We start from the raw sequence: 25,117 nt of genomic DNA on the forward strand, positions 1-25,117 counted from the left end.
GATTAATTCGGAACCATTTGAATGATCGTTTCAATCAAAACCGTTAAGATTGGAATTGCCATAGCTAGAATGAGGATTTTTCCTGCGAGTTCAATTTTTGAAGCTATGGCGCCCTGCCCGGCATCCTTCGTAATCTGTGCGGCAAATTCGGCAATATATGCAATGCCAATGATTTTCAAGATGGTTTCAACATAGATAAGATTGACATTCGCATTAACAGCAATTTTTTCAATCATATGGATAATTTCATTAATTTTATCGACTAGAAATAAAAAGATCGTGCATCCGACAAAAACAATTAATAAGAAAGCAAAGTTTGGTTTCTGTTCTTTTACGATCAGAGCAAGGAAAGTGGCGATGAGCGCAATTCCTGCTATTTTGATGATTTCAATGGGAGAGCCCCCCTTTACCCCTGAAATAGGAACACGGATTTAATCTTTTGAAAAAGATCATCGACGATCGATGCAACCATAAACAAAATATAAATAAAACCAAAAAGTGTAACCCATTGGGCATATTCTTTTTTCCCAACTTGGTCGAGTATTGTATGCAAAAAGGCAACGACAATTCCAACACCGGCAATTTTAAATATTACATCCACCTCTAAACCCATCGTTTCTCCTCCTAAACGCTACATAAGCAAAATGATTAATAATAATCCGGACAAAAATCCGAGACTTTTCACCATTTTTTCGTATTTTGCCTGTTTGTCCCTGGCATCTCCTTCTTCCCGTTCCAAATGGGAAAGAGCCAGCTGGATTTGTTTTTGCTGGGACACGCGGTCATGGCGGCCGAGCGTTTCGCCAAATTGTTTCATAATTTCAAATTCACCTTGTTTAAAAGCTGTAAATTTCCATATTTCCGCCATGCTTTCTTCCCATGCATCTTTTACTGTTGTTTCTGAATTTGTTAACCGTTTTGCAAAGGATTCGAAAAACCATGATAAAGGCTTAGAGAGCTGTTGGGCCAATCGCCTGGCAGCTTCATGAAGCGGAGTATGCCCGAACATGATTTCCGCTTCCAATGATTGAAGAGCTGATTTTAATTGCCTCAACTGCCTTGGCCTTTCGCTTAAATGCCTTGATGCTTCAAAACCAGTCCAAGTAGTGGCAACAATAATCAATAGAGCCCCGATTATTTTCATCATCTAAGTCACTCTCACTTTTGAAGTAATCACTTCACCGCTTCCGTCTTTTATGAAAGTCACTGTTCCTGGACCATCTTTGCGGCTTAATTCAATAAACCGCTGAAAAATCTGCTGTTCAAGAATGTTTTTTAGGGAAGGGCGCTTTCTAACTTCCTCCAGGGAACTGCCATGTGTAGTCATAATCAGTTTTATCCCTGCATTGACAGCTTCCATAATGGCAAGGGCATCTTCCTCCCGCCCAATTTCATCGACAACGAGGACATCCGGACTCATCGAACGGATCATCATCATCATTCCTTCAGCCTTTGGGCAAGCATCAAGAACATCGATTCTGTTTCCGAATGTAAGCTGAGGGATGCCTTTTACACATCCGGCGATTTCTGAACGTTCATCCACAACTCCAACTTTGGATGCACCGAACCCAAGGTCTTCATTTCCAGTTGAAATGATTCTGGCAATATCACGAAGGAGGGTTGTTTTTCCTGTCTGCGGCGGCCCAATAATCATTGTATGGAGCCAGCCATTATTAAATAAAAAGGGAACGAGGCGATCCGCAATTCCAATTCTTTCTCGGGCAATTCTGATATTAAAGGATGAAATATCTCTGATCGCTTTCACCTGGCTATTTTCAAGAATGACTTTTCCGGCAAGGCCGACCCGGTGCCCGCCCGAGATTGTGATATATCCCCTTTTCAATTCTTCTTCAAGTGTGTAAATTGAATAGCCGCTAATTTTATTCAAAAGCTGCAGAGCATCTTCCGGTTGAACAGTGTATGACAAAAACATGCAGGTTCCTTTCATTGTTACTTCTAAAGGCCTGTTAATACGGACGCGGATTTCTTCTATTTCTTTTTGTCGAAAAGAAGGGATTTGTTCGAGTCTTTCTGCAATTGATTTCGGCAAAAAGTTGATAACAGTTTCCAAATTTGACTCCTCCTCCCGGAATGATTTGTCTCCGCTTTTGTTTTCAGGCTTGAAAGTGTCCTCTTACTAATTAAAATGTATGCCTGCTTGGCCGCATTATGACTTTTAATAAATGAAAGCTTGGCAATGAATTTAGCACGGAATTTAAATGAATGAATCAAAGGCCAATGCCGTACATTTTATGGAAAGGAAATGTTGAAGGGATGAGGTGGGAAGAAGATGCATTATCATCAGCCGATTTATCGGGGAACAGGCCAACGAAATAATAAAAATATTTTGAAAGTAATTGGAGAAGGAAGCATTTCCGCCCGGCCTGACAGAGCAACTGTGATTCTTGGTACGACAACAGAAGATCAGGATTTGGCAAAAGCTCAATCTGAAAATGCAGAAGCTATTTCAAGGGTAATTGGTTCGGTTCTTGAATTGGGGATACCGAGAGAAAATATTCAAACTTTTGATTATAGGGCTGAACCGCAATATCGTTATGAAGACGGAAAACAAATTTTTATAGGCTACAAGGTGACCCATTTATTGAAAATTACGATTGACCGAGTGGATCAAGTTGGAAGGTTAGTGGATACTGCGGTGAAAAACGGGGCTAACACGGTTAATAACATTGATTTTTCGGTTTCAGACCCAATACTTTACTATAACAAGGCTTTAGCAAGTGCAGTACAAAACGCCTTGTTAAAAGCACAAACAATTGCCGGTTCACTTGGAGTAACCCTTATCAAAACTCCCAGGCAAGTAATTGAGGAAAGCCAAGCGCCAAAACCGATTCCCTTTTTTACAACAGCTATGGTAAAAGGTGTCTCAACTGTTCCAATTGAAGCAGGCAAGTTAACGATCTCTGCTGTTGTTCGTGCTGAATATCAGTACTTCTATTGAATGGACCTTTTAAGATGAGAGAAGATTTTTTCTGCAATAAAATAACCGGTTCATATGAATGAACCGGTTGTCATCTAAAAAATATAAAGCCGCTGTTGCCGCCGATCAATATGGAGTTTCAAAACCTGCTCCACCAGGTGGGTGTCCGCAAAAACGTTCGCAGCGTCCTCAAGCCAAGGTGGGAGGCATGCCGTTCCGGTTTTGATGTAGGACTCCCTTTAATAAGTCAAAGGTTGAAACTTCATACACTAACGAACAACTCAGCCTTAAGTATTTACTATTCTACAGAATCACTTGCAGATTTGCAAGTGATAAAAATTGGTTTTAAATCCTTTCACTTCCCGAAATTTCTTAATTTTACTAAGCCCGGGAAACGTAAGAGCCATCTTCTGTGTTGATGATAAGACGGTCGCCTTGGTTCACAAAGAACGGAACTTGAACAACTAAACCTGTTTCAAGAGTTGCTGGTTTTGATCCGCCTGAAGCTGTGTCACCTTTAATGCCAGGCTCTGTTGCTATTACTTCAAGTTCAACTGTGTTCGGCAATTCAATTCCGAGTGTCTCTCCCTGGAACATCATAATATATACTTCCATATTTTCTTTCAAAAACTTTAATTCATGTTCAATTGAAGAAGCAGGCAATTCAATTTGCTCATAAGTTTCGTTATCCATGAACACATGCTGGTCGCCGTTTGCATAGAGGTATTGCATTTTGCGGTTATCGATCTGTGCCCGCTCCACTTTTTCACCGGCACGGAACGTTTTTTCCTGAATCGCACCAGTTCGAAGGTTGCGAAGTTTGGAACGTACAAATGCAGCGCCTTTTCCCGGTTTTACGTGTTGGAATTCAAGAACACGCCAAATTCCCCCGTCTACTTCAATTGTTAATCCTGTACGAAAATCGTTCACAGAAATCATGTTAAGTTTCCTCCTACATACATACGTTTAAAGAATAATCAGCTCTTTTGTTGAGTGAGTCAGCGTTTCATTATGATCCTTTGTTATTAATGTATCGTCTTCAATACGGACACCGCCGAGGCCAGGTATGTATATTCCCGGTTCAACGGTTACGACCATTCCCGGTTCTAATACAATATCGGACTTGATGGATAATGCAGGGCCTTCATGAACTTCCAACCCAATGCCGTGGCCTGTCGAATGCCCAAAGTTTTCTCCATAACCTTTTTCGGCAATAAAGTTTCTTGTTAAAGCATCCGCTTCTTTTCCGGTCATGCCTGGCTTTATTCCTTCCATTCCCCGTAATTGGGCCTCCAAAACAATATCGTAAATTTCTTTCAGTTTATCATCAGGTTTTCCGACAGCAACAGTCCGGGTGATATCAGAAACATATCCTTTATAATATGCTCCAAAATCAAGTGTAACAAAATCACCGGTTTCAATGATTTTTTCACTAGCTACCCCATGTGGCAGTGCAGAACGGTAACCCGATGCGACGATAATATCAAAGGATGATGATGTTGCGCCGGCTTTTCTCATAAAGAACTCGAGCTCATTCGAAACCTCCAATTCAGTAACCCCTGGACGAATAAACTCTAATATATGTTTAAAAGCGGCATCAGCAATGTCCGCTGCTTCCTTTAATATCTTAATCTCTGATTCCGTCTTAATCAAGCGCAACTTTTCAACAACACCGGATACAGGTACAAGCTCCGCTCCAACGGCTTTTTCATATGCTTTATATGATGAATAGGATAAGTGGTCCTGTTCGAATCCAAGTTTTTTAATCCCCAATTTCTTTACTTGTTCTGCCACTTCGTCAGGGATGGATCCTTTATGTTGAATAATTTCATAGCCTTCACACTGTTTTGTTGCTTGTTCAATGTAACGGAAATCTGTAATCAATTGTGCATTTCCACTACCGATTAAAACAACTCCGGCACTCCCTGTAAAATTTGTCATGTACCGGCGATTATATGGGCTTGTAATGAGTATCCCATCAATTCCAAGCTTTTCAAAGGCCGAGCGCAATTTTTCAATTTTTTTCATATGATCCTCTCTCCTTCGCTAATTCCAAAAGAGCTTCAAAAGCCAATTCATAGCCCTTTAATCCCAGCCCCACGATCTGTCCCTTTGTCACAGGGGCTGTAACCGATACATGACGAAACGACTCACGCGCATGAATGTTAGAAATATGTACTTCAATAACCGGCACTGATATCCCTGCAATTGCATCGCGAATTGCATAGCTGTAATGTGTATATGCACCTGGGTTAAAAATAATTCCATCATAGTTTTCCTCGTTCGCTTGATGAAGTCTGTCAATCAGATTTCCTTCATGGTTTGATTGAAAACAAGAAATTTCTACTCCATGCTGTTCCCCTATTTTCTTCATGCGTGTTTCAAGATCTCTCAATGTTTGTTCACCGTAAATCCCAGGTTCCCTTTTTCCCAACAAATTTAGATTTGGTCCATTTAGCAACAAAATTTTCTTCATTTTTCAGCTCCTGCACATATCGTAATGTTCAATAAAAATATTCTATCACAGATTTTTCGCATTTAACTAGATAGAACAATTAAGAGGAAGTTTCGGCATGTTCTCCCCTCCGGTTTTGTATTTCATTTTCTTCATATGATATTGAATAACCGACAAATACTCCAAAAAGAATGTAAAAACAAACCGAAGTAATAACCGTATCGCGTTTTAGGTCACCAAATGGACTGATTCCGGGGAATATCGGATTTAAAACAAAGAACACAAGCAAAAATAGTATAATGCCATAGGCGGCCCCGATCCAGATGCTTTTGAATTTTCTTAATGCAGCATAGTATATGAGAGCTGCACCGATTGATACAATTCCGATCAAAATAATGGAAATCACCGTTCCGAGCCATTCCTCTTTCCAATTGCCGTTAACCCAAGGTTCCAAAATAACGTTTGGGTGAATTTCTGTAAAATTAAAAACGTAAGCAAGATAGGCGATCGAGCTCATTAATATCCCGCCAATTAGCCCTGTCCAAACAACCATTGCAATGAAAGACATCGGTTTTTCCCGCTGATCATGCCCGGATTTATTTTGATTGTCTGCCATAAAGAACACCTCCATTTTTATTATGTCCCGAGGAAAAAGTTCCTTGCACCGTGAATGAAAAACCATTAGAATATCTGTCCATTCTAGAGATTTTAGTCATTTTTTAGTAGAATAAAAATAAGTACATACAGCTTTATAAATATTGTTTGCTGTTTTGTTCAAGTTTATCGCGTAGAGGTTGGTGTTGACATAAATGTCTCAAAAACAGAAGCCGCTTTACGGCGGACAAGCAGTTGTCGAAGGAGTGATGTTTGGGGGTAAACATCATTACGTAACTGCAATTAGAAGAAAAGATCAATCAATCGAATATTTCCGACTGCCCCGAAAATCAAATCGAGCTCTTACATTTTTGAAAAAAATTCCGTTTATCCGCGGGATAGTTGCGATTATTGAAGCAAGTGCCAACGGATCAAAGCATTTAAATTTTTCAACGGAAAGATATGACTTAGACCCGAAAAACGACGATCTAATTAAAGAACAAAAGACATCTAAACTAACGATGATTCTTGGAGTCGCCGCTATCGGAGTAATTTCCTTTTTGTTCGGAAAATTTCTGTTTACACTAATTCCGGTTTTTTTAGCTGAGCTCACAAGGCCGATTTTTTCAAGCGATTTCGCCCAAATTCTCGTTGAAGGTTTTTTTAAGCTTTTGCTGCTTCTGGCTTATATTTATTTTGTGTCTTTAACACCAATTATTAAAAGGGTGTTTCAATATCATGGTGCAGAGCATAAAGTAATTAATACCTATGAAAACGGAAAAGAGCTTACAGTTGAAAATGTGCAAGCCCATTCTCGTCTTCATTATCGTTGCGGAAGCAGTTTTATTTTATTTACAGTGATTATCGGCGTTTTTGTTTATATGCTCGTTCCAACAGAGCCTTTATGGGTAAGGGTAATCAATCGATTAGCATTAATCCCTGTCGTACTCGGTATTTCTTTTGAAGTGCTGCAGCTGACAAATAAGCTCCGTAACATTCCGGTATTAAAGTATCTCGGTCTCCCCGGGTTATGGCTTCAACTGTTGACAACGAAAGAACCGAAAGACGAGCAAGTGGAAGTTGCAATTCTTTCGTTTAAAGAGCTCTTAAGAATGGAAAAAGAAACAAATGAACAATTAAAATCGGAGGAAATTGTGTAAAAGTATCGGACTGAAGTTTAAAATAGGGAAAAAATGCTCATCATGCTCTTAGGGAGGTGGCTTTCTTGAAAAATCGGACTGCAAATTTGGTTGTTACAGGTCTCATTATCCTTGCAAGTATAGGAATTGTTGAAAGAATGCTTGCAAATCCAGCCGGTTTTTTACAGAGAATAGCTGTCATTATTTTGATCGGTGGTATTGTTTTTTTTCTCGTCCGACGCTTTTACCTATCGACCCCTGAGAAGCAAGAGCAGCGAGCATTTGTTAAAGCCGCAAAAAAGTCTAAGAAGAGATTCACACAAAAGAATGGCAAGCAATCAAACCGTCGTTCAAATGTTGGCTCTCTTTCATCGTTTAAGAAACAAAGCAGAAGCAAGAAAAAGTCCCCTGTCCATCTAACTGTTATTGAAGGTAAGAAGGGAAAAAAGAAAAATCGAGCCTCATTTTGAGGGTCGATTTTTTTCTGTTCGATGTATTTTGAGGATTTCCTGCAGGAAGCCTCTATGTTTGGCTATACAAGCAGCTGCCGTTTTTATTATTTCTAATAACTCCACTTTGTAAAAAATTGCTTTGCCGATTTACGTCCAAGAGACAGCAATGCTTGTTTGTTTTCTTCTGTTAATGAAAATTCGGTAGTCATGAATCTTTCGGTAGGAATGAATATAATATTTTTTTCGTGTTTTCTTGAGATATATCGTGCATCGTGAGCATCTTTCATCGTTTCAAAAAGCGCTTCAAATAATTGCAAAGCATTCGTAATTTTATGCTGTGGAAGGTCATACGTATTACGGCTGAGCTTAATTCCAAGAACTGGTCTAACTTTCTTTACATGCTCTTTATCAAACAGCCACATTGGAAAGTTGCTTAAGACTCCTCCGTCAACGATTATGTTCGTCCCGGACTTTGTTCTGAGCTTAACCGGTTCAAAGAAGAACGGAAGGCTGCAGCTCATTCTTATTGCCTTGGCAATCGGGAATGTATCTTGATGGATTCCATATTTTTGTAAATCATCAGGGAGAACGAGCAACCGGCCGTTCGATAAATCTGAAGCAATAACCCGTAAAGATTGTGGCGGCAAATCAGCAAATGTTCTTAATCCTTTTGCTGCTAATTTCTCCTGCAGCCATGTTTCAAGAGCATTTCCCTTATATAAGCCAAGGCGCCAATAAAAAAACAGCCATTTTGCAATTGGAAATGGTATGAGGAACGTCCGCGGATCCATGAAAGTTTCTAAATCAAGTTCTTCGATCAATTGGTAAATCTCTTCACCTGTATATCCTGCGATGACTAAGGCGGCGATAATCGATCCGGCACTTGTTCCTGCAACGCGTTTAAATCGAAACCCTCTTCTTTCGACTTCTTCAATTGCACCAATCAAGGCAAATCCTTTGATGCCCCCTCCGGAAAAAACGCCGTCTATATACATTTGCGCCACTCCTGTCGATGTAGTCACTTGATACATCTTTAAGCAAGTGAACGTGAAAATAGTACGGCGGACAGGTTAAAAAGTTCGATTCCTATCCATTTTAACTATTTGGATCTTATCAAACGGAATTTTTTTGAATCCAAGTAATTGGACTTTTTCATAAACTGTCAACTATATTAGGTAGTTCCATAATTGGTCTAACATTTCGTTCGCCTTGATATGGTCTAAAATCAATTTCACCTAATTTAGTGCCTACATCAAATTCCCCAATAAGACTATCAAGCATTATAAATGCAGCACCAACTAAATCTTCATTTTCGTCCGTGTAATCTTTAATATAAAGGATAATATCCAGATAGTTTTCTTTCTTGTCCCTTATATAGGTGAAAAAAACGTTTTCAGTTTTTAACACGGTTTCATTATATCGAATTTCATGTTCCCCACTCTGTCGTTGTCTAAAAGCAATAATTTCAAATTTATCCAACTTAGGTGCTGATTTTACGAGGTTAATGACATCTGGAAATGCTGAAACGATTCCATTAGCACTAATAATAAATTCTCTTTTTCCTTTATTGATATCGGCGCTGAACTCAAAAGTTAGATCATGGTTAATCTTCGATAATTGTAACTCAAGATTATTAAATAATAATTCATATTTTCTTTCATCCAATTGAAAATATTCTTCCGAATGCTTCTCGAACCACATCCAAAACTCTTTTTCACTAGATTTTTTTCGAAAAAGTCTCTTAATCATATATCCTCCAAAATAATATTTTCTTCTTAAATAAATGAATGAGAAAACCAATTTTCCTTACATAAAGCAACCAATTTTTTTGGTCTCCATTTTAAAAAAGATAATTTCATAGTATCAGTATCGTCTTGCTGTGCAATCCAAAAAAGCCAACAAAAAATGCTGACTTTTTTATATTTAATTCCATCTTACACCTAATTCTCTTCCACCTCTAAGATAGAATTTACCCACCTTAACATCGTATCCTCCTTTGAAATTTTTCAACATTTTATAAATTGTTTCATAATCACCGTGGCCTAAACGAGCCAATGCTTTAGCACCTAACTTGTAACTATTGTCATTGCGTCCTAAAAGCATTACTTTTCTATTTGCATCATAAGTGATAAATACACCCTTTTCACCGCTGGCTGCACCAAAACCATATTTATGACCATTGATGGTTACACCTTCTTTAATGAAAATATCTTGCACTTTAGCAGCAATTCCCGACAATTTTGGTTCTGCTTTAAATTGGATGCTTGTTTTTTTACTTTCAGACATGCCTTTTTTAGTAACTGTAACAAAAATAGTTCCAGCTTTAGTTCCTACCTGCTTAATACTCCAATGTTCCCTACTTTTACCCTCTACAGGCTTTGATTTTAATAAAAGCTTGTTTTTCGAATCATAAACCTTAACGATATCTCCCTTATCTAATCCATAAATATTTAAAAAATCGGCACCTACTAAATTATCAATAGTAATCTGAGATTTTTCTAATGCAGGACTCTGTTCTACTTTAGCTGCATTTACTAGTTCGGTCATACTAGTTAGACTAAAAACTAGACATATGACCATTAGGTATTTTTTCATTTTAAGTTTCCTCCTTTGCAAACTATTAACATTATTGTACTGTATTGGTTAAAAATAGTAAATCATTTCATAATTTCTCTTTTTATGAGATTAGACTATCCCTGTGTACCAGGCAAACAGTTATCTCCAAACACTCGATTCCAATAAAAAACCCGGGCGAATACAAAAAAGAGGACGGAAATATTTTTCCATCCTCATTCACGTATTAATTATAACCCGCACTTTAATTGGGCATTGCAATTTGTGCAAGTATTGCAGCCGCCGATTTCTTTAACGGTTCCTTTGCGGCAGACAGGACATATATTGCCGACTTCAGAGCCGATTGTTACATCGGTCGAGCGAAGTTCGTTGATGGTTTCAACTAGAACAACGTGCTGCTTTTGCTTTTCTTCTTTTTGTTCCACTGATTCTTCAAAGGTATTTTCTTCAGCTTTTAACGTCAGCACCTGTGAATCGCGGGAACCGTCTACATAGACAGTACCGCCTTTTGCACCTCCGCGGTACAGACGCTCATAAACTTTTTCAACCTGCTCGACAGTGTAGCCTTTCGGCGCATTAACTGTTTTACTGATCGAGCTGTCAACCCAGCGCTGAATGACACATTGTACATCAGCGTGTGCTTCAGGTGATAGCTCCATCGCTGTTACAAACCAGTGCGGCAGATTGTTTTCATCTGCTTCCGGATGTTTTTCTAAGTATTCTTGAACGATTTCCGCTTTCACTTCAATAAATTTGCCGAGGCGTCCGCTTCGGTAGTAGGAAAAGGAGAAATATGGTTCAAGTCCGGTAGATACCCCAACCATTGTACCAGTGGATCCAGTGGGAGCAACGGTCAATAAATGTGAATTCCGGATTCCGTTTTCCAAAATCGCTTGTCGTATATCTTCAGGCATTTTTTTCATATATCCTGTATTGATGAAAGCTTCGCGTAAACGATTTGTTTCTTCTTCTGTTTCACCTACTAAATAAGGGAAGCTTCCTTTTTCTTTCGCAAGTTCTATAGAAGCGCGGTAAGCCGTTGTCGCGATCGTTTCAAATACTTTGTCAATTAGCTTGTTGCCTTCTTCTGATCCGTATTCGGTTTCGCAGTAAATCAAGAGATCGTGAAGACCCATTACGCCAAGGCCAATACGACGTTCTCCCAAAGCTTGCTTTTTATTTTCTTCAAGGAAATATGGAGTCGCATCAATAACGTTATCCTGCATGCGGACGCCAATTTCAACTGTGCGTTTTAATTTTTCAAAGTTAACGGTTTTATTCTCTTTGTCAGCCATTTCTGCAAGGTTTACGGCAGCAAGGTTGCAGACACTGTATGGTGCAAGAGGCTGCTCGCCGCATGGATTTGTTGCTACAACCTTCTGACCGTACGCTTTAGCATTAGTCATTTCGTTCGCGTTGTCAATAAAGAAGATTCCTGGTTCTGCAGAGTATGTTGCACATATGTTAATTAAATTCCAGAGCTCTCTCGCTTTAATTTTCTTGTAAGTGCGCACTCTATGGCCCATCTTTTCCCATTCGCGCACGTCTCCAACTTTGTGCCACTCTTCGTTATAAATTTTCATTTCTTCAGCATCATAGCTTTCAACATCCGGGAAGCGAAGTTCATATTCGCCGTCTTTTTCAACGGCTTCCATAAATTCTTTTGTTAAACAAACGGAGATGTTTGCCCCTGTTAAAAATTCAGGGTTATGAACAGTATAGGTTCCGCCTGTTCTCAATTTTTCTTCTGCTTCTTTGATAATTTTCTCGCTGAATCCGCCATAACCAGGAATGTGTTTGTAATTAACAATTCCCTGGTACATTTGTTTTTCTTGCTCCGTTAAAGGCGTAAATTTCAGCTTGTCCTTTGCAAGTTTCTTAATCGTTTCATCATTTGTGTTTTCAATTAAATACCGTAAAATGCGTGGGTTTTGCATTTTCGAAATAATAAATTCAATAATGTCAGGATGCCAGTCCGCTAGCATGATCATTTGCGCGCCCCTTCTGGACCCACCTTGCTCTACAAGGTGTGTTAATTTCGCAATGTCATCTAGCCAGGAAACGGAACCTGACGATTTTCCGTTTACACCTCTTGCCAGAGTGTTACGCGGCCTCAGCGTTGATCCATTCGTGCCGACTCCGCCGCCGCGGCTCATGATTTCCATGACCTGCTTGCGGTGTTCAGAAATTCCTTCACGAGAGTCCTGAACAAACGGCATTACATAGCAGTTGAAATACGTGACATCTGTACCGGAGCCGGCACCGTATAAAACACGGCCAGCCGGGATAAAGTTTAAATTCACAAGCTCATGGTAAAACTTTTCAAACCATTCCTTGCGCTTTTCTTCCGTTTTTTCTACAGCCGCTAAGCCTGTTGCGTTGCGTTTCGCAATTTGTTCATAGAAAATTTCAAGCGGTTTCTCAATTACATCCAAAGATCTGATAATAATTCCTGTCCTTGCTTCTTCAGGATCATCTAGAACACCTCTGAATTCTTCTTCCACTAACACCTTAGCTGATTTGTTCTCCCAATCGATTTCAAGAATGAATCCTAATCCACGGGCTGGAAATTTTGGATCTTCTTTGATGGTAAGTACGACGAAGTCTCCGTTCGTCAACGTGATTTTCTCCGTATCCTTGAAAGTATAACGATCAAGCATGACTAAACGAGAGACCCCTTTGTGAGTGATTTTCATATCAGGGGTAATTGGGTGCACTTGAGGAAAAAGTCCAATGTCCTTGTTTAATCGCTCAATGTTAATATTCATTTTTTGTCCTAACGCAACAGACATGATCACAACTCCTTCAAACTAATTTCTAGACTTCTTTTTTTGTTTTTCTTTGCTAATAGAATGCTGATTTGATTCTAGTTGTTTTATCGAATTACCCTTAAGTTACCACTTCAATCACAAAAAATCAATATATAGTATGAAAAATATTTTTAATGCCACTATATATTGTGTTTTGGTCAAATAATTCTCATTTTGTCAAAAATAAAAATAACTAGAAAAACGAGATTAAGAGAGTTAATAAACGATTTTCGTCATTAAATGATTCATTTTAACAAATTTCGGAGGTTGCACTTTCGGCTAACAGTTAGAAAGTTATTTGGAAAAATAAATAAAAGCAGCCGAAGCCGCTTTTTTCATCTTCTAAAATTCCATTCATCATTCTCGTACCGCTCTTTTGCGATTTTTTGTACATATTCAAGCTCTTCATCTGTCAGTTCATATGGCTCTAACTCAATGTTAAGCCCCTCACTAAACCCTTTTCGGAATGCTTCTTTTGCTTCTTCAAGCGTAATTTTCCGGCTGCTTATGTCGTTAATGGCAACAGCTTTGTCTTTAAACGCTTTTTGCATTCTTTCTTTTACCCGTTCATTCGGATACTTAAATAAACTGAACAGCTTATCCTCATCAAGATCCAGCAAAATCGAACCATGCTGCAGAATAACGCCTTTTTGCCTTGTCTGCGCACTTCCGGCTACTTTTCTTCCTTCGACCACAAGCTCATACCAGCTTGGTGCATCAAAGCAAACCGAAGATCTCGGATTTTTTAATGATTCTTTCTCTTCTGCCGTTTTTGGAACAGCAAAATAAGCTTCAAGCCCTAAATGATGGAACCCTTTTAAAATTCCTTCGGAAATGACCCGATAAGCTTCAGTGACCGTTTTCGGCATTTTCGGATGATCTTCAGAAACGATCACACTGTAGGTTAACTCATGCTCATGAAGAACTCCTCTGCCGCCGGTAGGCCTGCGGACAAAGCCAAGATTGTGCCTTTTAACCGCATCTAAATCAATCTCTTTTTCAACCTTTTGAAAATAACCGATTGACAATGTCGGAGGATTCCAGCCGTAAAATCTGATCACCGGAGGAATCTTTCCTTCACTGTGCCAATCAAGAAGCGCCTCGTCCAAGGCCATATTAAAAGCCGGTGATCCGTTGCCTGTATCAATAAAACGCCATACTTCTTTACTCATATGTAACCCTCTTTGTATTATTATTACTACCTTTTAAGTCTATCAAAATTCTCTCTTTAAACAAAGCAAGTCACACTTGCCTATTTTGAGTACGCAAAGATTTTTCGCCGATTTTCTTTACTCAATAGAGCCGTGGCTTATATAATTAAGAATGGCTTAGCATAGTGAAAGGAGCAAGATGGATTGGATACGCTATATTTTATTTTAATCATCGCTGGTGCTATCATTGTTTACTCAGTTATTACATGGCTTTATCAGCGAAAAATAGTTAAAACATTAACAGAAGAAGAGTTTCGCCAAGGGTATCGCAAGGCACAGCTTATTGATGTACGTGAACCGAATGAGTTTGAGGCCGGACATATTCTCGGTGCAAGAAATATTCCGCTTTCTCAGCTGAAAATGAGACTGAAGGAAATCCGTCCGGACAAGCCTGTTTATTTATATTGCCAGAACGCCATCCGCAGCGGTCGTGCTGCACAAATTTTGTATCGTAAAGGCTATAGAGATTTATACCATCTTGAAGGCGGATTCAAAAAATGGACCGGCAAGATTAAAACAAAATAATTGAGTTAAAGGAAACCGGGCTTTGCCCGGTCTTTTTGGTTAAATCCATTCTGGAAATTGACACCTTGTTTCTAACTCCCTCTTTCGCAGTTGTTTTTGAAGTGAAAAATATTGCAGGAAGCTTGAAGTTTATTGAAACCCCTCCACAATTAATCCGTACTAGTGCTGACGGACAGATAGATGGCTTTGATAGTCCGGCGGCACAAGTAGAGCGCAACGTTGAATTATTGGAGGAATGGATTCATATCCGCGGTATCCATCTTCCTGTATATGGAGTCGTTGTCTTTGCTTATCCAAAGCAGATCGTTGAATTAGCCCCTGTGAAAACAAAAGTTTTATTCCCGAAATTAATTCCTTCATATATTAAAAGCCTCTATGATAAACCTAGTAAATTGAAAAAAGATTCGTTCAACTGGTTATCCACTGAAATCATGAGCAGCCATCGAAACTATATTCCCCCACCCATTTGCGAAACGTATCATATCCCACGCAGCGACATCCGTACTGGAGTTGCATGTGAATTTTGTGGCAATCTTGGAATGATAAAAGTTTTAAGGAATTGGCGTTGTTCAAGTTGTGAAAATTATGAATACCACTTTGAACGGAAGTAAACTCCACTGAACGAGAGTAAATGCACCTTGAACGAGAGTAAACTCCACAATTCAGCCTCAAAAAATTAGGCATGGCGCGTGGCACCATGCCTAATTTTGAGTGTTATGATTGTTTTACATATCGAAGAATAGGTTTTCGGGCAGCCAATGCTTCATCTAACCGGCCGACTACTGTTGTATGCGGCGCTTCTTGTACGATTTCCGGATTTTCTTCCGCTTCTTTTGCGATTTGAATCATCGCATCAATAAACGCATCGAGCGTTTCTTTCGATTCTGTTTCAGTCGGTTCAATCATGATGCACTCTTCCACATTTAACGGGAAGTAAATGGTCGGCGGATGATAGCCGAAATCAAGCAGGCGCTTTGCAATGTCAAGCGTACGCACTCCAAGTTTCTTTTGGCGCTTCCCGCTCAATACGAATTCATGCTTGCAATGTCTATTAAACGGCAAATCATAATATTCTGCGAGTCTTCTCATCATATAGTTCGCGTTTAGCACGGCATATTCACTGACAGCTTTTAAGCCGTCCGGCCCCATTGAACGGATATATGTGTAAGCGCGAACGTTGATTCCGAAATTCCCATAAAACGGTTTGACGCGGCCAATCGAATGCGGACGGTCATAATCAAGAACATATTCCTCGCCGCGCTTCATTACTACAGGTTTTGGAAGAAACGGAATCAAATCCGCTTTTACCCCTACCGGTCCTGAACCCGGACCGCCTCCTCCGTGCGGGCCTGTAAAAGTTTTATGAAGGTTTAAATGAACAACATCAAATCCCATGTCTCCGGGACGAGCTTTCGCTAAAACGGCATTCAAGTTCGCACCGTCGTAGTATAACTTTCCGCCTGCGTTATGGACAATTTCCGCCATTTCTAAAATATTCTCTTCAAATAAACCGAGTGTATTTGGATTTGTTAACATAAGAGCAGCTGTATCTTCGCCAACTACGCGTCTTAAATCGTCCAAATCGACAAGTCCGTTTTCATTCGATTTAACGGTAATCGTTTCAAACCCGGCAACAGTAGCAGATGCGGGATTCGTTCCATGAGCGGAGTCAGGAACAATGACTTTCGTCCGCTTTGTATCCCCGTTTGCTTTATGGTATGCCCGGATCATCATCAGTCCTGTCCATTCCCCATGAGCGCCTGCGGCCGGCTGAAGCGTCACTTCATCCATGCCGGTAATCTCCTTTAAATGCTGCTGGAGGTCGTACATTAATTCCAGCGCACCCTGGACGGAACTTTCGTCCTGAAGCGGGTGAATGTGTGCAAAACCATTGAAGCGGGCAACGTTTTCATTGATTTTCGGATTGTATTTCATGGTACAAGATCCAAGCGGATAAAAACCGGAATCCACCCCGTGATTGCGCTTTGATAAAGCTGTATAATGGCGCATAATATCCAACTCGGAAACTTCCGGCAGATCAGGCTCTTCTTCACGCAAATACCCGTCCGGCAGAAGGTTGTTTACATCAATTTCCGGAACATCCATTTCAGGAAGGCTGTATCCAATGCGGCCCGGCGTGCTAATTTCAAAAATCAGCGGTTGATCTTGTTTATGCATGGAAATCCCCCAATTCTTTCACGAAAGTATCAATCTCTTCTTTTGTTCTTAATTCCGTTACAGCGATTAACATGTGATTTTCCAGATCTGAAAAATCACGGCCGAGATCATATCCGCCAATAATTCCCTTCTGTAAAAGAGCCTTGTTTACCTCTTTTACAGGCTTATTCAGCTTCACGATAAACTCATTGAAAGCAGGACCTTCAAAGACGACCTCAAAACCATTTTCTTTAAATGCCTCTTTCGCATAATACGCTTTTTGCATATTCGCTAAAGCCATCTCTTTTACGCCTTTTTTTCCTAAAGCCGTCATCGCAACAGAGGCTGCAAGTGCATTAAGGGCTTGGTTCGAACAAATGTTGGAAGTCGCTTTATCGCGGCGGATGTGCTGTTCGCGTGCTTGCAAAGTCAGAACAAAACCTCGGCGCCCTTCCTCATCCACTGTTTGGCCGACAAGACGCCCGGGCAATTTTCTCATCAGTTTGCTTGTAACGGCGAAGTAGCCGCAATGTGGACCGCCAAATGCTGTTGGTATGCCAAACGGCTGGGCATCACCGACAACGATATCGGCACCGAACTTTCCAGGAGGCGTTAATACACCGAGTGCCAACGGATTGCTCGATACGACAAACATCGCTTTTTGGCCATGAGTGATTTCCTCAATCTCTTTTAAAGGTTCTATGCGGCCGAAGAAATTTGGATACTGTACAATGACAGCCGCCACCTCATCTGTCACCATATTTTTCAGTTGCTCAATATCTGTGATCCCGTCTTTATAGGGAACTTCGACTACCTCAATATATTGTCCTTTCGCATATGTCTTTACGACTTCTTTTGCTTCTGGATGAACTGCTGAGGAAATAACTACTTTCTTTCTTCTTGTCTGGCCAGCGCTTAACATAGCGGCTTCCGCAAGAGCTGTTGCGCCGTCATACATGGATGAATTGGCTACTTCCATTCCGGTTAACTCGCAAATCATTGTTTGGAATTCAAAAATAGCCTGAAGTTCACCCTGAGAAATTTCCGGCTGATACGGAGTATACGCTGTATAAAATTCTGAACGGGAAATAACATGATCTACAATGACCGGCATGTAATGATCATAGACACCTGCTCCGAGAAAAGAAGTATTCTTCTTTAAATCTGCATTTTTCTCTGCTAAAAGAGCTAATTCCTTCATTAGGGATGATTCTGATTTTGCCGGTTTAATGTTATAGTCGCCCTTAAAGCGGACGCGTTCTGGAATATCGCTGAACAGATCATCAATAGAAGATACGCCGATTGTTTCCAACATTGCCTTTTTGTCCTGTTCTGTCATCGGTAAATAGCGATGCTTCATCGTTTGCTTTCCTCCCTGTTACTTCTTTTCCCTTTTATAAAATGGTGTTGACACGATAACTGCTTTTAGGCGCTTGCCGCGGATTTCAACTTCGACTTGATTACCAAGTTCTGCTTCCTCCGCTTTTACTAAAACAAGGCCGATATTTTTCTTCAATGTTGGGGATTGTGTACCGCTTGTTACTTCCCCAATATTTTCGTTTCCTTTATATACCTGATAACCGTGGCGCGGAATCCCTCTGTCGATCATTTCTACTCCGGCAAGCTTTCTCGGCACCCCGTTTTCTTTTTGCTGTTTTAATGCTTGTTTGCCAATAAAATCAGCTTCTTTATTAAGCTTCACGGCAAATCCGATGCCTGCTTCAAGCGGGCTTATCTCAGGGGAAAGCTCCTGCCCGTATAGTGCAAGGCTTGCTTCAAAGCGCAGCGTATCACGTGCTCCCAATCCGCATGGCATTACGCCGAATTCCTTTCCGGCCTCCAGGATCTCCTTCCAAAGAGCAGGTGCATCGATTGCATCACAATAAATTTCAAATCCGTCTTCACCGGTATATCCGGTTCTTGAGACAAGCGCTTTTTTACCGTTAATGTTCACATCCTGCTGAAATTCAAAAAAGCCGATATTGCTTAGAGTTGTTTCCGGTGTCAGCTTTTGAAGGACTTCTTCTGCAAGCGGACCTTGCAAAGCCAATTGAGCTGTTTGTTCAGACAAATTATTAATTTCAACATTTTCATCTAAATGGTCTTTGAGCCACTCGAAATCCTTTTCAATATTCGCAGCATTGACAACAAGCAAATAGCGATCTTCATCCAGCTTATAAACGAGAAGGTCGTCAACAGTGCCGCCGTTTTCATAGCACATCGCCGAATACTGGGCACCTCCGGTCTTTATTTTGGAAACATCATTCGTTAACATTTTTTGTAAATACCCAAGACTTCCAGTCCCTTTTACTTCAATTTCTCCCATGTGAGAAACATCAAATAATCCTGCCTTTGTCCGGACGGCTTCGTGTTCTTCTTTAATGCTTGAAAATTGGACAGGCAATTCCCAACCGCCAAAATCAATGGTCTTGGCACCGTATTCCTTGTACGACTCAAATAACGGTGTGCGCTTAAGCTCAGACATCATAATCCCCCTTCATCCAACAAATTAATGTTAGTTTACCCAGAATTTGATTCAATTAAGAAAAATGCAAGCGTCTTAGTCAACCCCGATGAGCGAAGGTACTAGACAAACAAAAAAGGACAGAAAACCCCCTCAAAACATGAGAAGGTCTCTGTCCTTGCACCTGAAAGTTTACCATAGCGGCTTTCCTCTTTGGTGGCTCCATTAATGGCGGAGCACTCTCCAGAGCAGCGTCAAACAAGAGTTCTTTTGCCTGAGAGATTCACAAATCAGCTTTGCTTGCTCCTTCGGCGCTACAAATGTAGTCTCTCCCCTTGTCGTCATTCGCATTTATAAAATTTTCCATTATGGCCATACTACACTTTACGGATAGCTTTTAGATGTTACATTTTAAAATGATTGTTAATATGCAAATTTCTAAACTTTCAAAGCTAATCTTATCCTACCATTAAAGAGCTTGATTGAGCAATAAAATTTTTAGTAAAGGAGCAATTTGTCATGACGGTGCAGATTGAATTCGATTCCTCGTGGCAGGATGAATTTTTGCAACGAATTACTGATGACGGCCCCTGGGGAAACTGGGAGCTATTTAAGCTGGCCGTTGAAGTGGAAAAACATACTGTCATCCCTGAATTCGAAGGTCTGCAAGCTCCGAAGCACCTGCCGAATTTAACTCCACTTCCCCATCAGCTTGAAGTGGCCAGACAAGTTGTTGAAAACATGCATGGCAAAGCCATTTTGGCTGATGAAGTAGGTCTGGGAAAAACAATTGAAGCGGGACTGATACTGAAGGAATATATGATTCGGGGACTTGTGAAAAAAGTGCTTATTCTTGTTCCGGCTTCACTTGTAACCCAATGGGCGAGTGAGCTGAATTCAAAATTCTTTATCCCGGCCATCACCCAGCGAAAAAGCTATGTATGGGACCAATGTGATGTTGTTGTATCTTCGATCGATACAGCCAAAAGAAGTCCACATAGGGAAATGATTTACGAGCAGGATTATGATTTGATTATTATCGACGAAGCTCACAAGCTCAAAAATAATAAAACAAAAAACTACGAGTTTGTTCAAAAATTAAAAAAGAAATTTTGCCTGCTATTAACAGCTACACCCATTCAAAACCGGATTGAAGAAATCTTTCATTTAGTTTCTTTATTAAAACCGGGTCATCTTGGCAATGAATCAGCATTCTTTGAAAAGTACAAACGGAACTCACGGTCTCTTAATGATGATGAACACCTTCGTGAGCTTGTAAATAAAGTTATGATTCGAAATCGGAGAGCCGACACAGGAATTGAATGGACAAAACGGCATGTAGAAACAATACCGATCGAGTTTACAAAAGAAGAACGGGAGCTTTATGAAGCAGTAACAGAATTGAAGAGTGAAGGAAACTGGGTCAACTCAAGCCAATTTTCAGTTATGACCCTGCAGCGGGAGGCTTGCAGCAGCAGGGAAGCTGTCTTTCATACATTAAGAAATATGCTTGAAAAGCAAGAATCTCCTTCAAAAGCTTTTCAAGAGCAAATACAATATTTAGTCTCAAAAGTCGAAGCTGTAAAAACGAACTCGAAAGCAGGAAAAGCTCTTGAACTTATTCAAAAAATAAATGACAAAGTCATTATTTTCACGGAGTACAGAGCCACCCAATTGTATTTGCAATGGTTTCTAAAACAACACGGCATCACCTCTGTTCCATTTAGGGGAGGCTTTAAACGCGGCAAAAAAGACTGGATGAGAGAGTTATTCCAAAATCAAGCCCAAGTGTTAATAGCGACGGAAGCAGGCGGCGAAGGTATTAATCTTCAGTTTTGCAATCACATCATTAACTTTGATCTTCCGTGGAATCCGATGAGATTAGAGCAGCGGATTGGGCGGATTCACAGGCTTGGCCAGGAAAAAGATGTGATCATATACAACTTTGCTACAAAAGATACGGTTGAAGAACATATATTAAAACTGCTATATGAAAAAATTCATTTGTTTGAAAAAGTGATTGGTGAGCTCGATGATATATTGACGAAGCTTGAGTTTGGAAATATCGAAGATCATTTAGTAGAAATATTCGGACGATCAGCTTCTGAAGGGGAAATGAGAATAAAAATGGAAAACCTTTCTTCGATGATTCAATTAGCAGAAGAAATAAAAGAGGGTGAGCTTCGTGCAGCAACAGGAAATTCATCAATTTCTTGAACGATATTTTCATGCCAATGGATGTGAAATAACAGAAAACGGCCCAGGGCACATGACCGTTCAATTAACAATTGAACTTGATAAAGAACTAATGAACAGACCTTTTTACTGGCATTATCTTGAAAAGACCGGCGGAGTTCCAAACCCGATGAAGCTTACGCTGATTACAAATCCGCAAGTAGTTCCCGAACAATTTAAAGGAGAAAACATTTATTTCGGCTCACCCCGGCTTCATCAAATTTTCAAGTCAACGAAAAATCTTGCCGGATATATCAGGCTTTACGAAAACCGAAGCATGAAACATCAGCAGCAAACACCTTTGCTTCCGTGGCTTGGCATAAATGTAAAAATATCATATCAGTGCGACCGGAAACGAGATATTTTCAAATCAATCGGTTTGCAGTTAATTAACGGACAATTGATAGAAGATTTTCATGACAAACTATTGAAAATTCCATTAACTCCAAAAATACCGGATTATTCATTTACCCTTTCCCCGCTCGTCATGCCAAAAAGCGGAATAAAAAGAATAGAAAACTATATAAGATACAATCTCGGGCAGGAAGACCATGCATGGGCAGTCGAGGCAAGACAGCGTTGGCAAAAGGATTTGGATTTATTAGATCATTTTTATGAAGGCGAAGAAGAAAGAGAAAGTTATGAAATCGAAAAAAAATCTTTGCAAGAACAATATGAACCGAAAATAAAAATATCTATAATTAACGGCGGGTTATTTTACCTTACGGATCAAGCCATTTAATAAAATAGACTGTCTATATATTGTAAAATCATATAACCAAAAACAAAAACACCATTGGTTTTACTCATACCAATGGTGTTTTCTATATAAAAACGATTATAAACAATTGAAAAATCTTATGCCTTTTATGCGAATATGATTAAAATTGGAAATGAATTGTTTTATAAAAAGATATAGTTGGCAATAATTATTAGTAAAAGAAGATAATGATGCCAAAGCATTTAAAAATTTAAACCTTATTTTTTTATTTTATCAAAAATCGACATCTATAGCAAGCACTTTTTAAGAAAATTTTGTTGATATTCTCTTTTTTAATATTTTGTTGAACTTACAAACGAACTGTTCTTTTTTCAAACATCATAACCCTAACATCTGGATTCTTAACACAACGAGAATGTTCGTTGTGTTTTCTAGTTTTCAGTTCTATCGAATATCGGTGGATTTTATCATTTCTTGAAAATTTTAAATAACAAAAAATTTTACGGCAAAATAAGGATTTGCGATTTTCTGATTAATAATTAAGGAGTTGGAAAAACATGTATTTAATAAATAAAGTAAAGAAGTATCAAGAAAATAATGATGAGTTGAAATGGAATGGTACATTTGCTGAATATTTGGAGTTAGTCAAAGAACGCCCTTACATCGCTCAAAACGCTCACTCCCGCATTTATAACATGATTATATCAAGCGGAGTATCAGAAAACAGCAAAGGTCAAAAAATATACAAATTCTTCAATGATGAAATTTATGGATTAGAACATGTTTTTGAACGCTTGGTTGAAGATTATTTCAAACCCGCCGCATTCGGTTTAGATGTAAAAAAACGCCTTCTATTATTAATGGGGCCTGTCAGCGGCGGAAAAAGCAGCATTGTAACATTATTGAAAAGAGGATTAGAAGCCTATACACGAACAGAAGAAGGTGCTGTCTATGCGATTAAAGGTTGTCCAATGAATCAAGAACCTCTTTTACTATTACCTCATCATTTACGCAAAGAATTCGAACAAGAAATGAATATGAAAATCGAAGGAGAACTAAATCCATATACCCTAGCAATGGTAAAAGAAAAATACAACGGAAATATCTTAGATGTAGAAGTCGAACGAATTTTCTTCTCTGAGCAAGAACGAGTGGGGATTGGCACTTTCTCCCCTTCTGACCCTAAGTCACAAGATATTTCCGAGTTAATTGGCAGCATTGACTTTTCAACCGTCACTACATTTGGGTCAGAATCAGACCCAAGAGCATATCGTTTTGATGGAGAATTGAATATCTCCAATCGTGGGTTGATGGAGTTTCAAGAAATTTTAAAATGCGATGAAAAATTTTTATGGCATTTATTGTCCTTGACACAAGAAGGAAACTTCAAAGCCGGACGTTTTTCTCTTATTCATGCTGATGAATTAATCATCGCACATACTAACGAAACAGAATATCGTTCGTTCATTGAAAACAAAAAAATGAAGCTCTCATCTCTCGTATGATTGTTGTGAAAGTCCCATACAACCTATCCATAAACGAAGAACAACGCATTTATCTTAAAGCGATTAAACATCCTAATTTAAATGTAGAGTTTTCGCCAAATGCATTAGAAGCCGTTTCTAGTTTCAGCATTTCAACACGGTTGGAACAAAAAAACGAAACGATTCCCACGGATGTCCGTCTACAAGTATACAATCATGAAGAAAATAAAATAACAACATTTAAAGATATCCAAAGACAATATCTTAGAGATGGAATGCTTGGCATCGACCCTCGTTATATCATCAATCGTATTTCTAGCAGCATCATTCGCCATAATGGTATTGTCGATGAATTTCATCTGTTAGAATCCATTTTGGATGGATTATACGAATTACCTGGTTTAAAAAAGGACGAAAAAGAATTCTACGAAAAATCGGCACAAAACACCATTAAAAAATATGAAGAGAAATTAAAAGAATCTTTTACTAACTTTATCTTTTCTTACAACGAAGACTTTGCTCAAACTTTTGCAACCAATTATTTCAAAGAACTCGTTAAATTTATTGAAAATGGTGAAGGCGATGAAATAATTTTAAAAGAAATCGAAGATATCATCGGCATTTCTAATGTAGAAAGAAGAGAATTTCGCGAAGAAATTTATCAAAAAACTGAAAACATGAAAAAACAAGGAAATAACGATATGGCGTATTATAATTACTAAGCCCTATTAAATCAGGCGTTGAGAAATTAGTATTGGAACAAACCATGAAATTTCTATCTACTGATTCCAACAAACTGTATGATATTGCTGAAAAATACAGCAAAGAAAATAACTGTTCATTAGATATGGCAGCGAACCTATTGAATCGTTTTTTTACCATGACCGGAATGCGTTGATTAATTTAAAAAAAGGTGAGGGAAATGATTAGTAAAAAAAGTTGGAGTCATTATCAAAATCCCTATTTCGACCAAATAAAACACGAACGTAAAATAAAAAAAGCCATTCAAGAAAACCTCTCCGACATGATCGGAGAGGAATCAATTTTGATTTCAGGAGAAAAGAGCATTAAAAAAATTCCGATTAAATACATTCAGCAACCAAAAATCCAATATGCTTTTGATACGAAAAATCAAATCGGAATGGGCAACGGAAATGCCAAAGTTAGAGATTCATTTTCAATAAACGAAAACAATCATGCAGGTTCAGGTTCAGGAGCAAGCGATAAATCAGGAATTGATTGGTATGAAATCGAAATGAATTTTGAAGAAATCGAAGAAAGTTTATTTGACGAATTGGAATTGCCTCTTATTGAAAAAAAGAACTGGTACATCAAATCTTAACCAAGTCTTACGAATT

The 25,117-nt window shown here is 39.1% G+C and carries 26 protein-coding genes, 1 other RNA gene, 1 pseudogene and 1 riboswitch; of the genes and pseudogenes, 11 read left to right on the forward strand and 17 right to left on the reverse strand.

The window, feature by feature from the left end; genetic code table 11:
• Positions 1 to 2 precede the first annotated feature (2 nt).
• The 4 genes from spoIIIAD to spoIIIAA are packed head-to-tail and all read right to left on the reverse strand — an operon-like array spanning position 3 to position 2,071.
• Positions 3 to 392, reverse strand: coding sequence for a stage III sporulation protein AD (spoIIIAD, locus tag C0966_RS09325; protein WP_274855754.1), 390 nt, complete (start codon positions 390 to 392; stop codon positions 3 to 5).
• Positions 393 to 406: 14 nt separating this feature from the next.
• Complete coding sequence (gene spoIIIAC / locus C0966_RS09330; protein ID WP_004435581.1) at positions 407 to 613, reverse strand: stage III sporulation protein AC; 207 nt, start codon at positions 611 to 613, stop codon at positions 407 to 409.
• An 18-nt stretch (positions 614 to 631) separates the two neighbouring features.
• A complete protein-coding gene (spoIIIAB, locus tag C0966_RS09335; RefSeq protein ID WP_274855127.1) occupies positions 632 to 1,147 on the reverse strand; it encodes a stage III sporulation protein SpoIIIAB in 516 nt (171 codons plus the stop codon).
• Positions 1,148 to 2,071, reverse strand: a complete 924-nt coding sequence (gene spoIIIAA, locus C0966_RS09340) for a stage III sporulation protein AA (protein ID WP_274855129.1) — start codon at positions 2,069 to 2,071, stop codon at positions 1,148 to 1,150.
• A gap of 219 nt (positions 2,072 to 2,290) precedes the next feature.
• Here spoIIIAA and C0966_RS09345 point away from each other — a divergent pair, with 219 nt between their 5' ends.
• Positions 2,291 to 2,959 carry an SIMPL domain-containing protein gene (locus tag C0966_RS09345; RefSeq protein ID WP_274855130.1) on the forward strand — a complete coding sequence of 223 codons (669 nt, stop codon included), beginning with the start codon at positions 2,291 to 2,293 and terminating at the stop codon, positions 2,957 to 2,959.
• 82 nt (positions 2,960 to 3,041) lie between these two features.
• Here C0966_RS09345 and ssrS read toward each other — a convergent pair.
• From ssrS to C0966_RS09370, 5 genes are all read right to left on the reverse strand, one after another.
• Positions 3,042 to 3,229, reverse strand: a non-coding RNA gene (ssrS, locus tag C0966_RS09350) — 6S RNA.
• Between the two features lie 90 nt (positions 3,230 to 3,319).
• Positions 3,320 to 3,877: an elongation factor P gene (gene efp, locus C0966_RS09355; protein ID WP_004437756.1), complete on the reverse strand. Its 558-nt coding sequence runs from the start codon at positions 3,875 to 3,877 to the stop codon at positions 3,320 to 3,322.
• A gap of 27 nt (positions 3,878 to 3,904) precedes the next feature.
• Positions 3,905 to 4,966, reverse strand: a complete 1,062-nt coding sequence (gene pepQ / locus C0966_RS09360; RefSeq protein ID WP_274855133.1) for a Xaa-Pro dipeptidase — start codon at positions 4,964 to 4,966, stop codon at positions 3,905 to 3,907.
• Entirely contained in the window at positions 4,953 to 5,414 is a 462-nt protein-coding gene (gene aroQ, locus C0966_RS09365; RefSeq protein ID WP_274855135.1) for a type II 3-dehydroquinate dehydratase, read from the reverse strand. The genes pepQ and aroQ overlap by 14 nt, the downstream gene beginning before the upstream one ends.
• A gap of 79 nt (positions 5,415 to 5,493) precedes the next feature.
• On the reverse strand, positions 5,494 to 6,009 hold the full coding sequence (locus C0966_RS09370; protein WP_274855137.1) for a YqhR family membrane protein: 516 nt from the start codon (positions 6,007 to 6,009) through the stop codon (positions 5,494 to 5,496).
• A gap of 193 nt (positions 6,010 to 6,202) precedes the next feature.
• Here C0966_RS09370 and C0966_RS09375 point away from each other — a divergent pair, with 193 nt between their 5' ends.
• Together C0966_RS09375 and C0966_RS09380 are read left to right on the forward strand one after the other, a co-directional pair.
• Positions 6,203 to 7,147 carry a DUF1385 domain-containing protein gene (locus C0966_RS09375; protein ID WP_274855139.1) on the forward strand — a complete coding sequence of 315 codons (945 nt, stop codon included), beginning with the start codon at positions 6,203 to 6,205 and terminating at the stop codon, positions 7,145 to 7,147.
• A 56-nt stretch (positions 7,148 to 7,203) separates the two neighbouring features.
• Positions 7,204 to 7,596, forward strand: coding sequence for an SA1362 family protein (locus tag C0966_RS09380; protein ID WP_342456727.1), 393 nt, complete (start codon positions 7,204 to 7,206; stop codon positions 7,594 to 7,596).
• A 92-nt stretch (positions 7,597 to 7,688) separates the two neighbouring features.
• Here the strand turns inward: C0966_RS09380 and C0966_RS09385 are convergent, their stop codons facing one another.
• The 5 genes from C0966_RS09385 to C0966_RS09405 all read right to left on the reverse strand — a co-directional run bounded on the left by C0966_RS09385 (position 7,689) and on the right by C0966_RS09405 (position 14,134).
• Entirely contained in the window at positions 7,689 to 8,573 is an 885-nt protein-coding gene (locus C0966_RS09385; RefSeq protein WP_274855141.1) for a patatin-like phospholipase family protein, read from the reverse strand.
• A 157-nt stretch (positions 8,574 to 8,730) separates the two neighbouring features.
• Positions 8,731 to 9,327, reverse strand: coding sequence for a hypothetical protein (locus C0966_RS09390; protein WP_274855142.1), 597 nt, complete (start codon positions 9,325 to 9,327; stop codon positions 8,731 to 8,733).
• Positions 9,328 to 9,501: 174 nt separating this feature from the next.
• Positions 9,502 to 10,173: a hypothetical protein gene (locus tag C0966_RS09395; RefSeq protein ID WP_274855144.1), complete on the reverse strand. Its 672-nt coding sequence runs from the start codon at positions 10,171 to 10,173 to the stop codon at positions 9,502 to 9,504.
• A gap of 209 nt (positions 10,174 to 10,382) precedes the next feature.
• A complete protein-coding gene (locus C0966_RS09400; RefSeq protein WP_274855145.1) occupies positions 10,383 to 12,944 on the reverse strand; it encodes a vitamin B12-dependent ribonucleotide reductase in 2,562 nt (853 codons plus the stop codon).
• 353 nt (positions 12,945 to 13,297) lie between these two features.
• Entirely contained in the window at positions 13,298 to 14,134 is an 837-nt protein-coding gene (locus tag C0966_RS09405; protein WP_274855146.1) for a lipoate--protein ligase family protein, read from the reverse strand.
• A gap of 183 nt (positions 14,135 to 14,317) precedes the next feature.
• Between C0966_RS09405 and C0966_RS09410 the strand changes: the two genes are divergently transcribed.
• Together C0966_RS09410 and C0966_RS09415 are read left to right on the forward strand one after the other, a co-directional pair.
• Positions 14,318 to 14,698, forward strand: a complete 381-nt coding sequence (locus C0966_RS09410) for a rhodanese-like domain-containing protein (protein ID WP_274855147.1) — start codon at positions 14,318 to 14,320, stop codon at positions 14,696 to 14,698.
• A gap of 35 nt (positions 14,699 to 14,733) precedes the next feature.
• Positions 14,734 to 15,309: a nuclease-related domain-containing protein gene (locus C0966_RS09415; protein WP_274855149.1), complete on the forward strand. Its 576-nt coding sequence runs from the start codon at positions 14,734 to 14,736 to the stop codon at positions 15,307 to 15,309.
• A gap of 103 nt (positions 15,310 to 15,412) precedes the next feature.
• Here the strand turns inward: C0966_RS09415 and gcvPB are convergent, their stop codons facing one another.
• Genes gcvPB through gcvT form a run of 3 tightly spaced genes read right to left on the reverse strand, consistent with a single transcriptional unit; the run spans position 15,413 to position 19,340 of the window.
• On the reverse strand, positions 15,413 to 16,876 hold the full coding sequence (gene gcvPB / locus C0966_RS09420) for an aminomethyl-transferring glycine dehydrogenase subunit GcvPB (protein ID WP_274855150.1): 1,464 nt from the start codon (positions 16,874 to 16,876) through the stop codon (positions 15,413 to 15,415).
• Complete coding sequence (gene gcvPA / locus C0966_RS09425; RefSeq protein ID WP_274855151.1) at positions 16,869 to 18,215, reverse strand: aminomethyl-transferring glycine dehydrogenase subunit GcvPA; 1,347 nt, start codon at positions 18,213 to 18,215, stop codon at positions 16,869 to 16,871. The genes gcvPB and gcvPA overlap by 8 nt, the downstream gene beginning before the upstream one ends.
• 18 nt (positions 18,216 to 18,233) lie before the next feature.
• Positions 18,234 to 19,340 (reverse strand): glycine cleavage system aminomethyltransferase GcvT, encoded by a 1,107-nt coding sequence (gene gcvT / locus C0966_RS09430; RefSeq protein ID WP_274855152.1) that lies wholly within the window; start codon positions 19,338 to 19,340, stop codon positions 18,234 to 18,236.
• A 231-nt stretch (positions 19,341 to 19,571) separates the two neighbouring features.
• Positions 19,572 to 19,664, reverse strand: a riboswitch (glycine riboswitch).
• Between the two features lie 174 nt (positions 19,665 to 19,838).
• Between gcvT and C0966_RS09435 the strand changes: the two genes are divergently transcribed.
• The 6 genes and pseudogenes from C0966_RS09435 to C0966_RS09460 all read left to right on the forward strand — a co-directional run bounded on the left by C0966_RS09435 (position 19,839) and on the right by C0966_RS09460 (position 25,101).
• The gene (locus C0966_RS09435) at positions 19,839 to 21,536 is read left to right on the forward strand and encodes a DEAD/DEAH box helicase (RefSeq protein WP_274855154.1); all 1,698 of its coding nucleotides are present in this window, start codon (positions 19,839 to 19,841) and stop codon (positions 21,534 to 21,536) included.
• The gene (locus C0966_RS09440; protein WP_274855156.1) at positions 21,505 to 22,296 is read left to right on the forward strand and encodes a YqhG family protein; all 792 of its coding nucleotides are present in this window, start codon (positions 21,505 to 21,507) and stop codon (positions 22,294 to 22,296) included. The genes C0966_RS09435 and C0966_RS09440 overlap by 32 nt, the downstream gene beginning before the upstream one ends.
• A 536-nt stretch (positions 22,297 to 22,832) precedes the next feature.
• A pseudogene (locus tag C0966_RS09445) lies at positions 22,833 to 23,875 on the forward strand (protein prkA); the annotation flags it as partial.
• A gap of 45 nt (positions 23,876 to 23,920) precedes the next feature.
• Entirely contained in the window at positions 23,921 to 24,481 is a 561-nt protein-coding gene (locus C0966_RS09450; RefSeq protein WP_274855755.1) for a hypothetical protein, read from the forward strand.
• Positions 24,482 to 24,513: 32 nt separating this feature from the next.
• Positions 24,514 to 24,657, forward strand: coding sequence for a hypothetical protein (locus C0966_RS09455; RefSeq protein ID WP_274855158.1), 144 nt, complete (start codon positions 24,514 to 24,516; stop codon positions 24,655 to 24,657).
• A gap of 24 nt (positions 24,658 to 24,681) precedes the next feature.
• A complete protein-coding gene (locus C0966_RS09460) occupies positions 24,682 to 25,101 on the forward strand; it encodes a DUF444 family protein (RefSeq protein ID WP_274855160.1) in 420 nt (139 codons plus the stop codon).
• The last annotated feature ends 16 nt before the right edge of the window (positions 25,102 to 25,117 follow it).

Source organism: Bacillus methanolicus, assembly GCF_028888695.1.
Taxonomy (GTDB): domain Bacteria; phylum Bacillota; class Bacilli; order Bacillales; family Cytobacillaceae; genus Bacillus_Z; species Bacillus_Z methanolicus_B.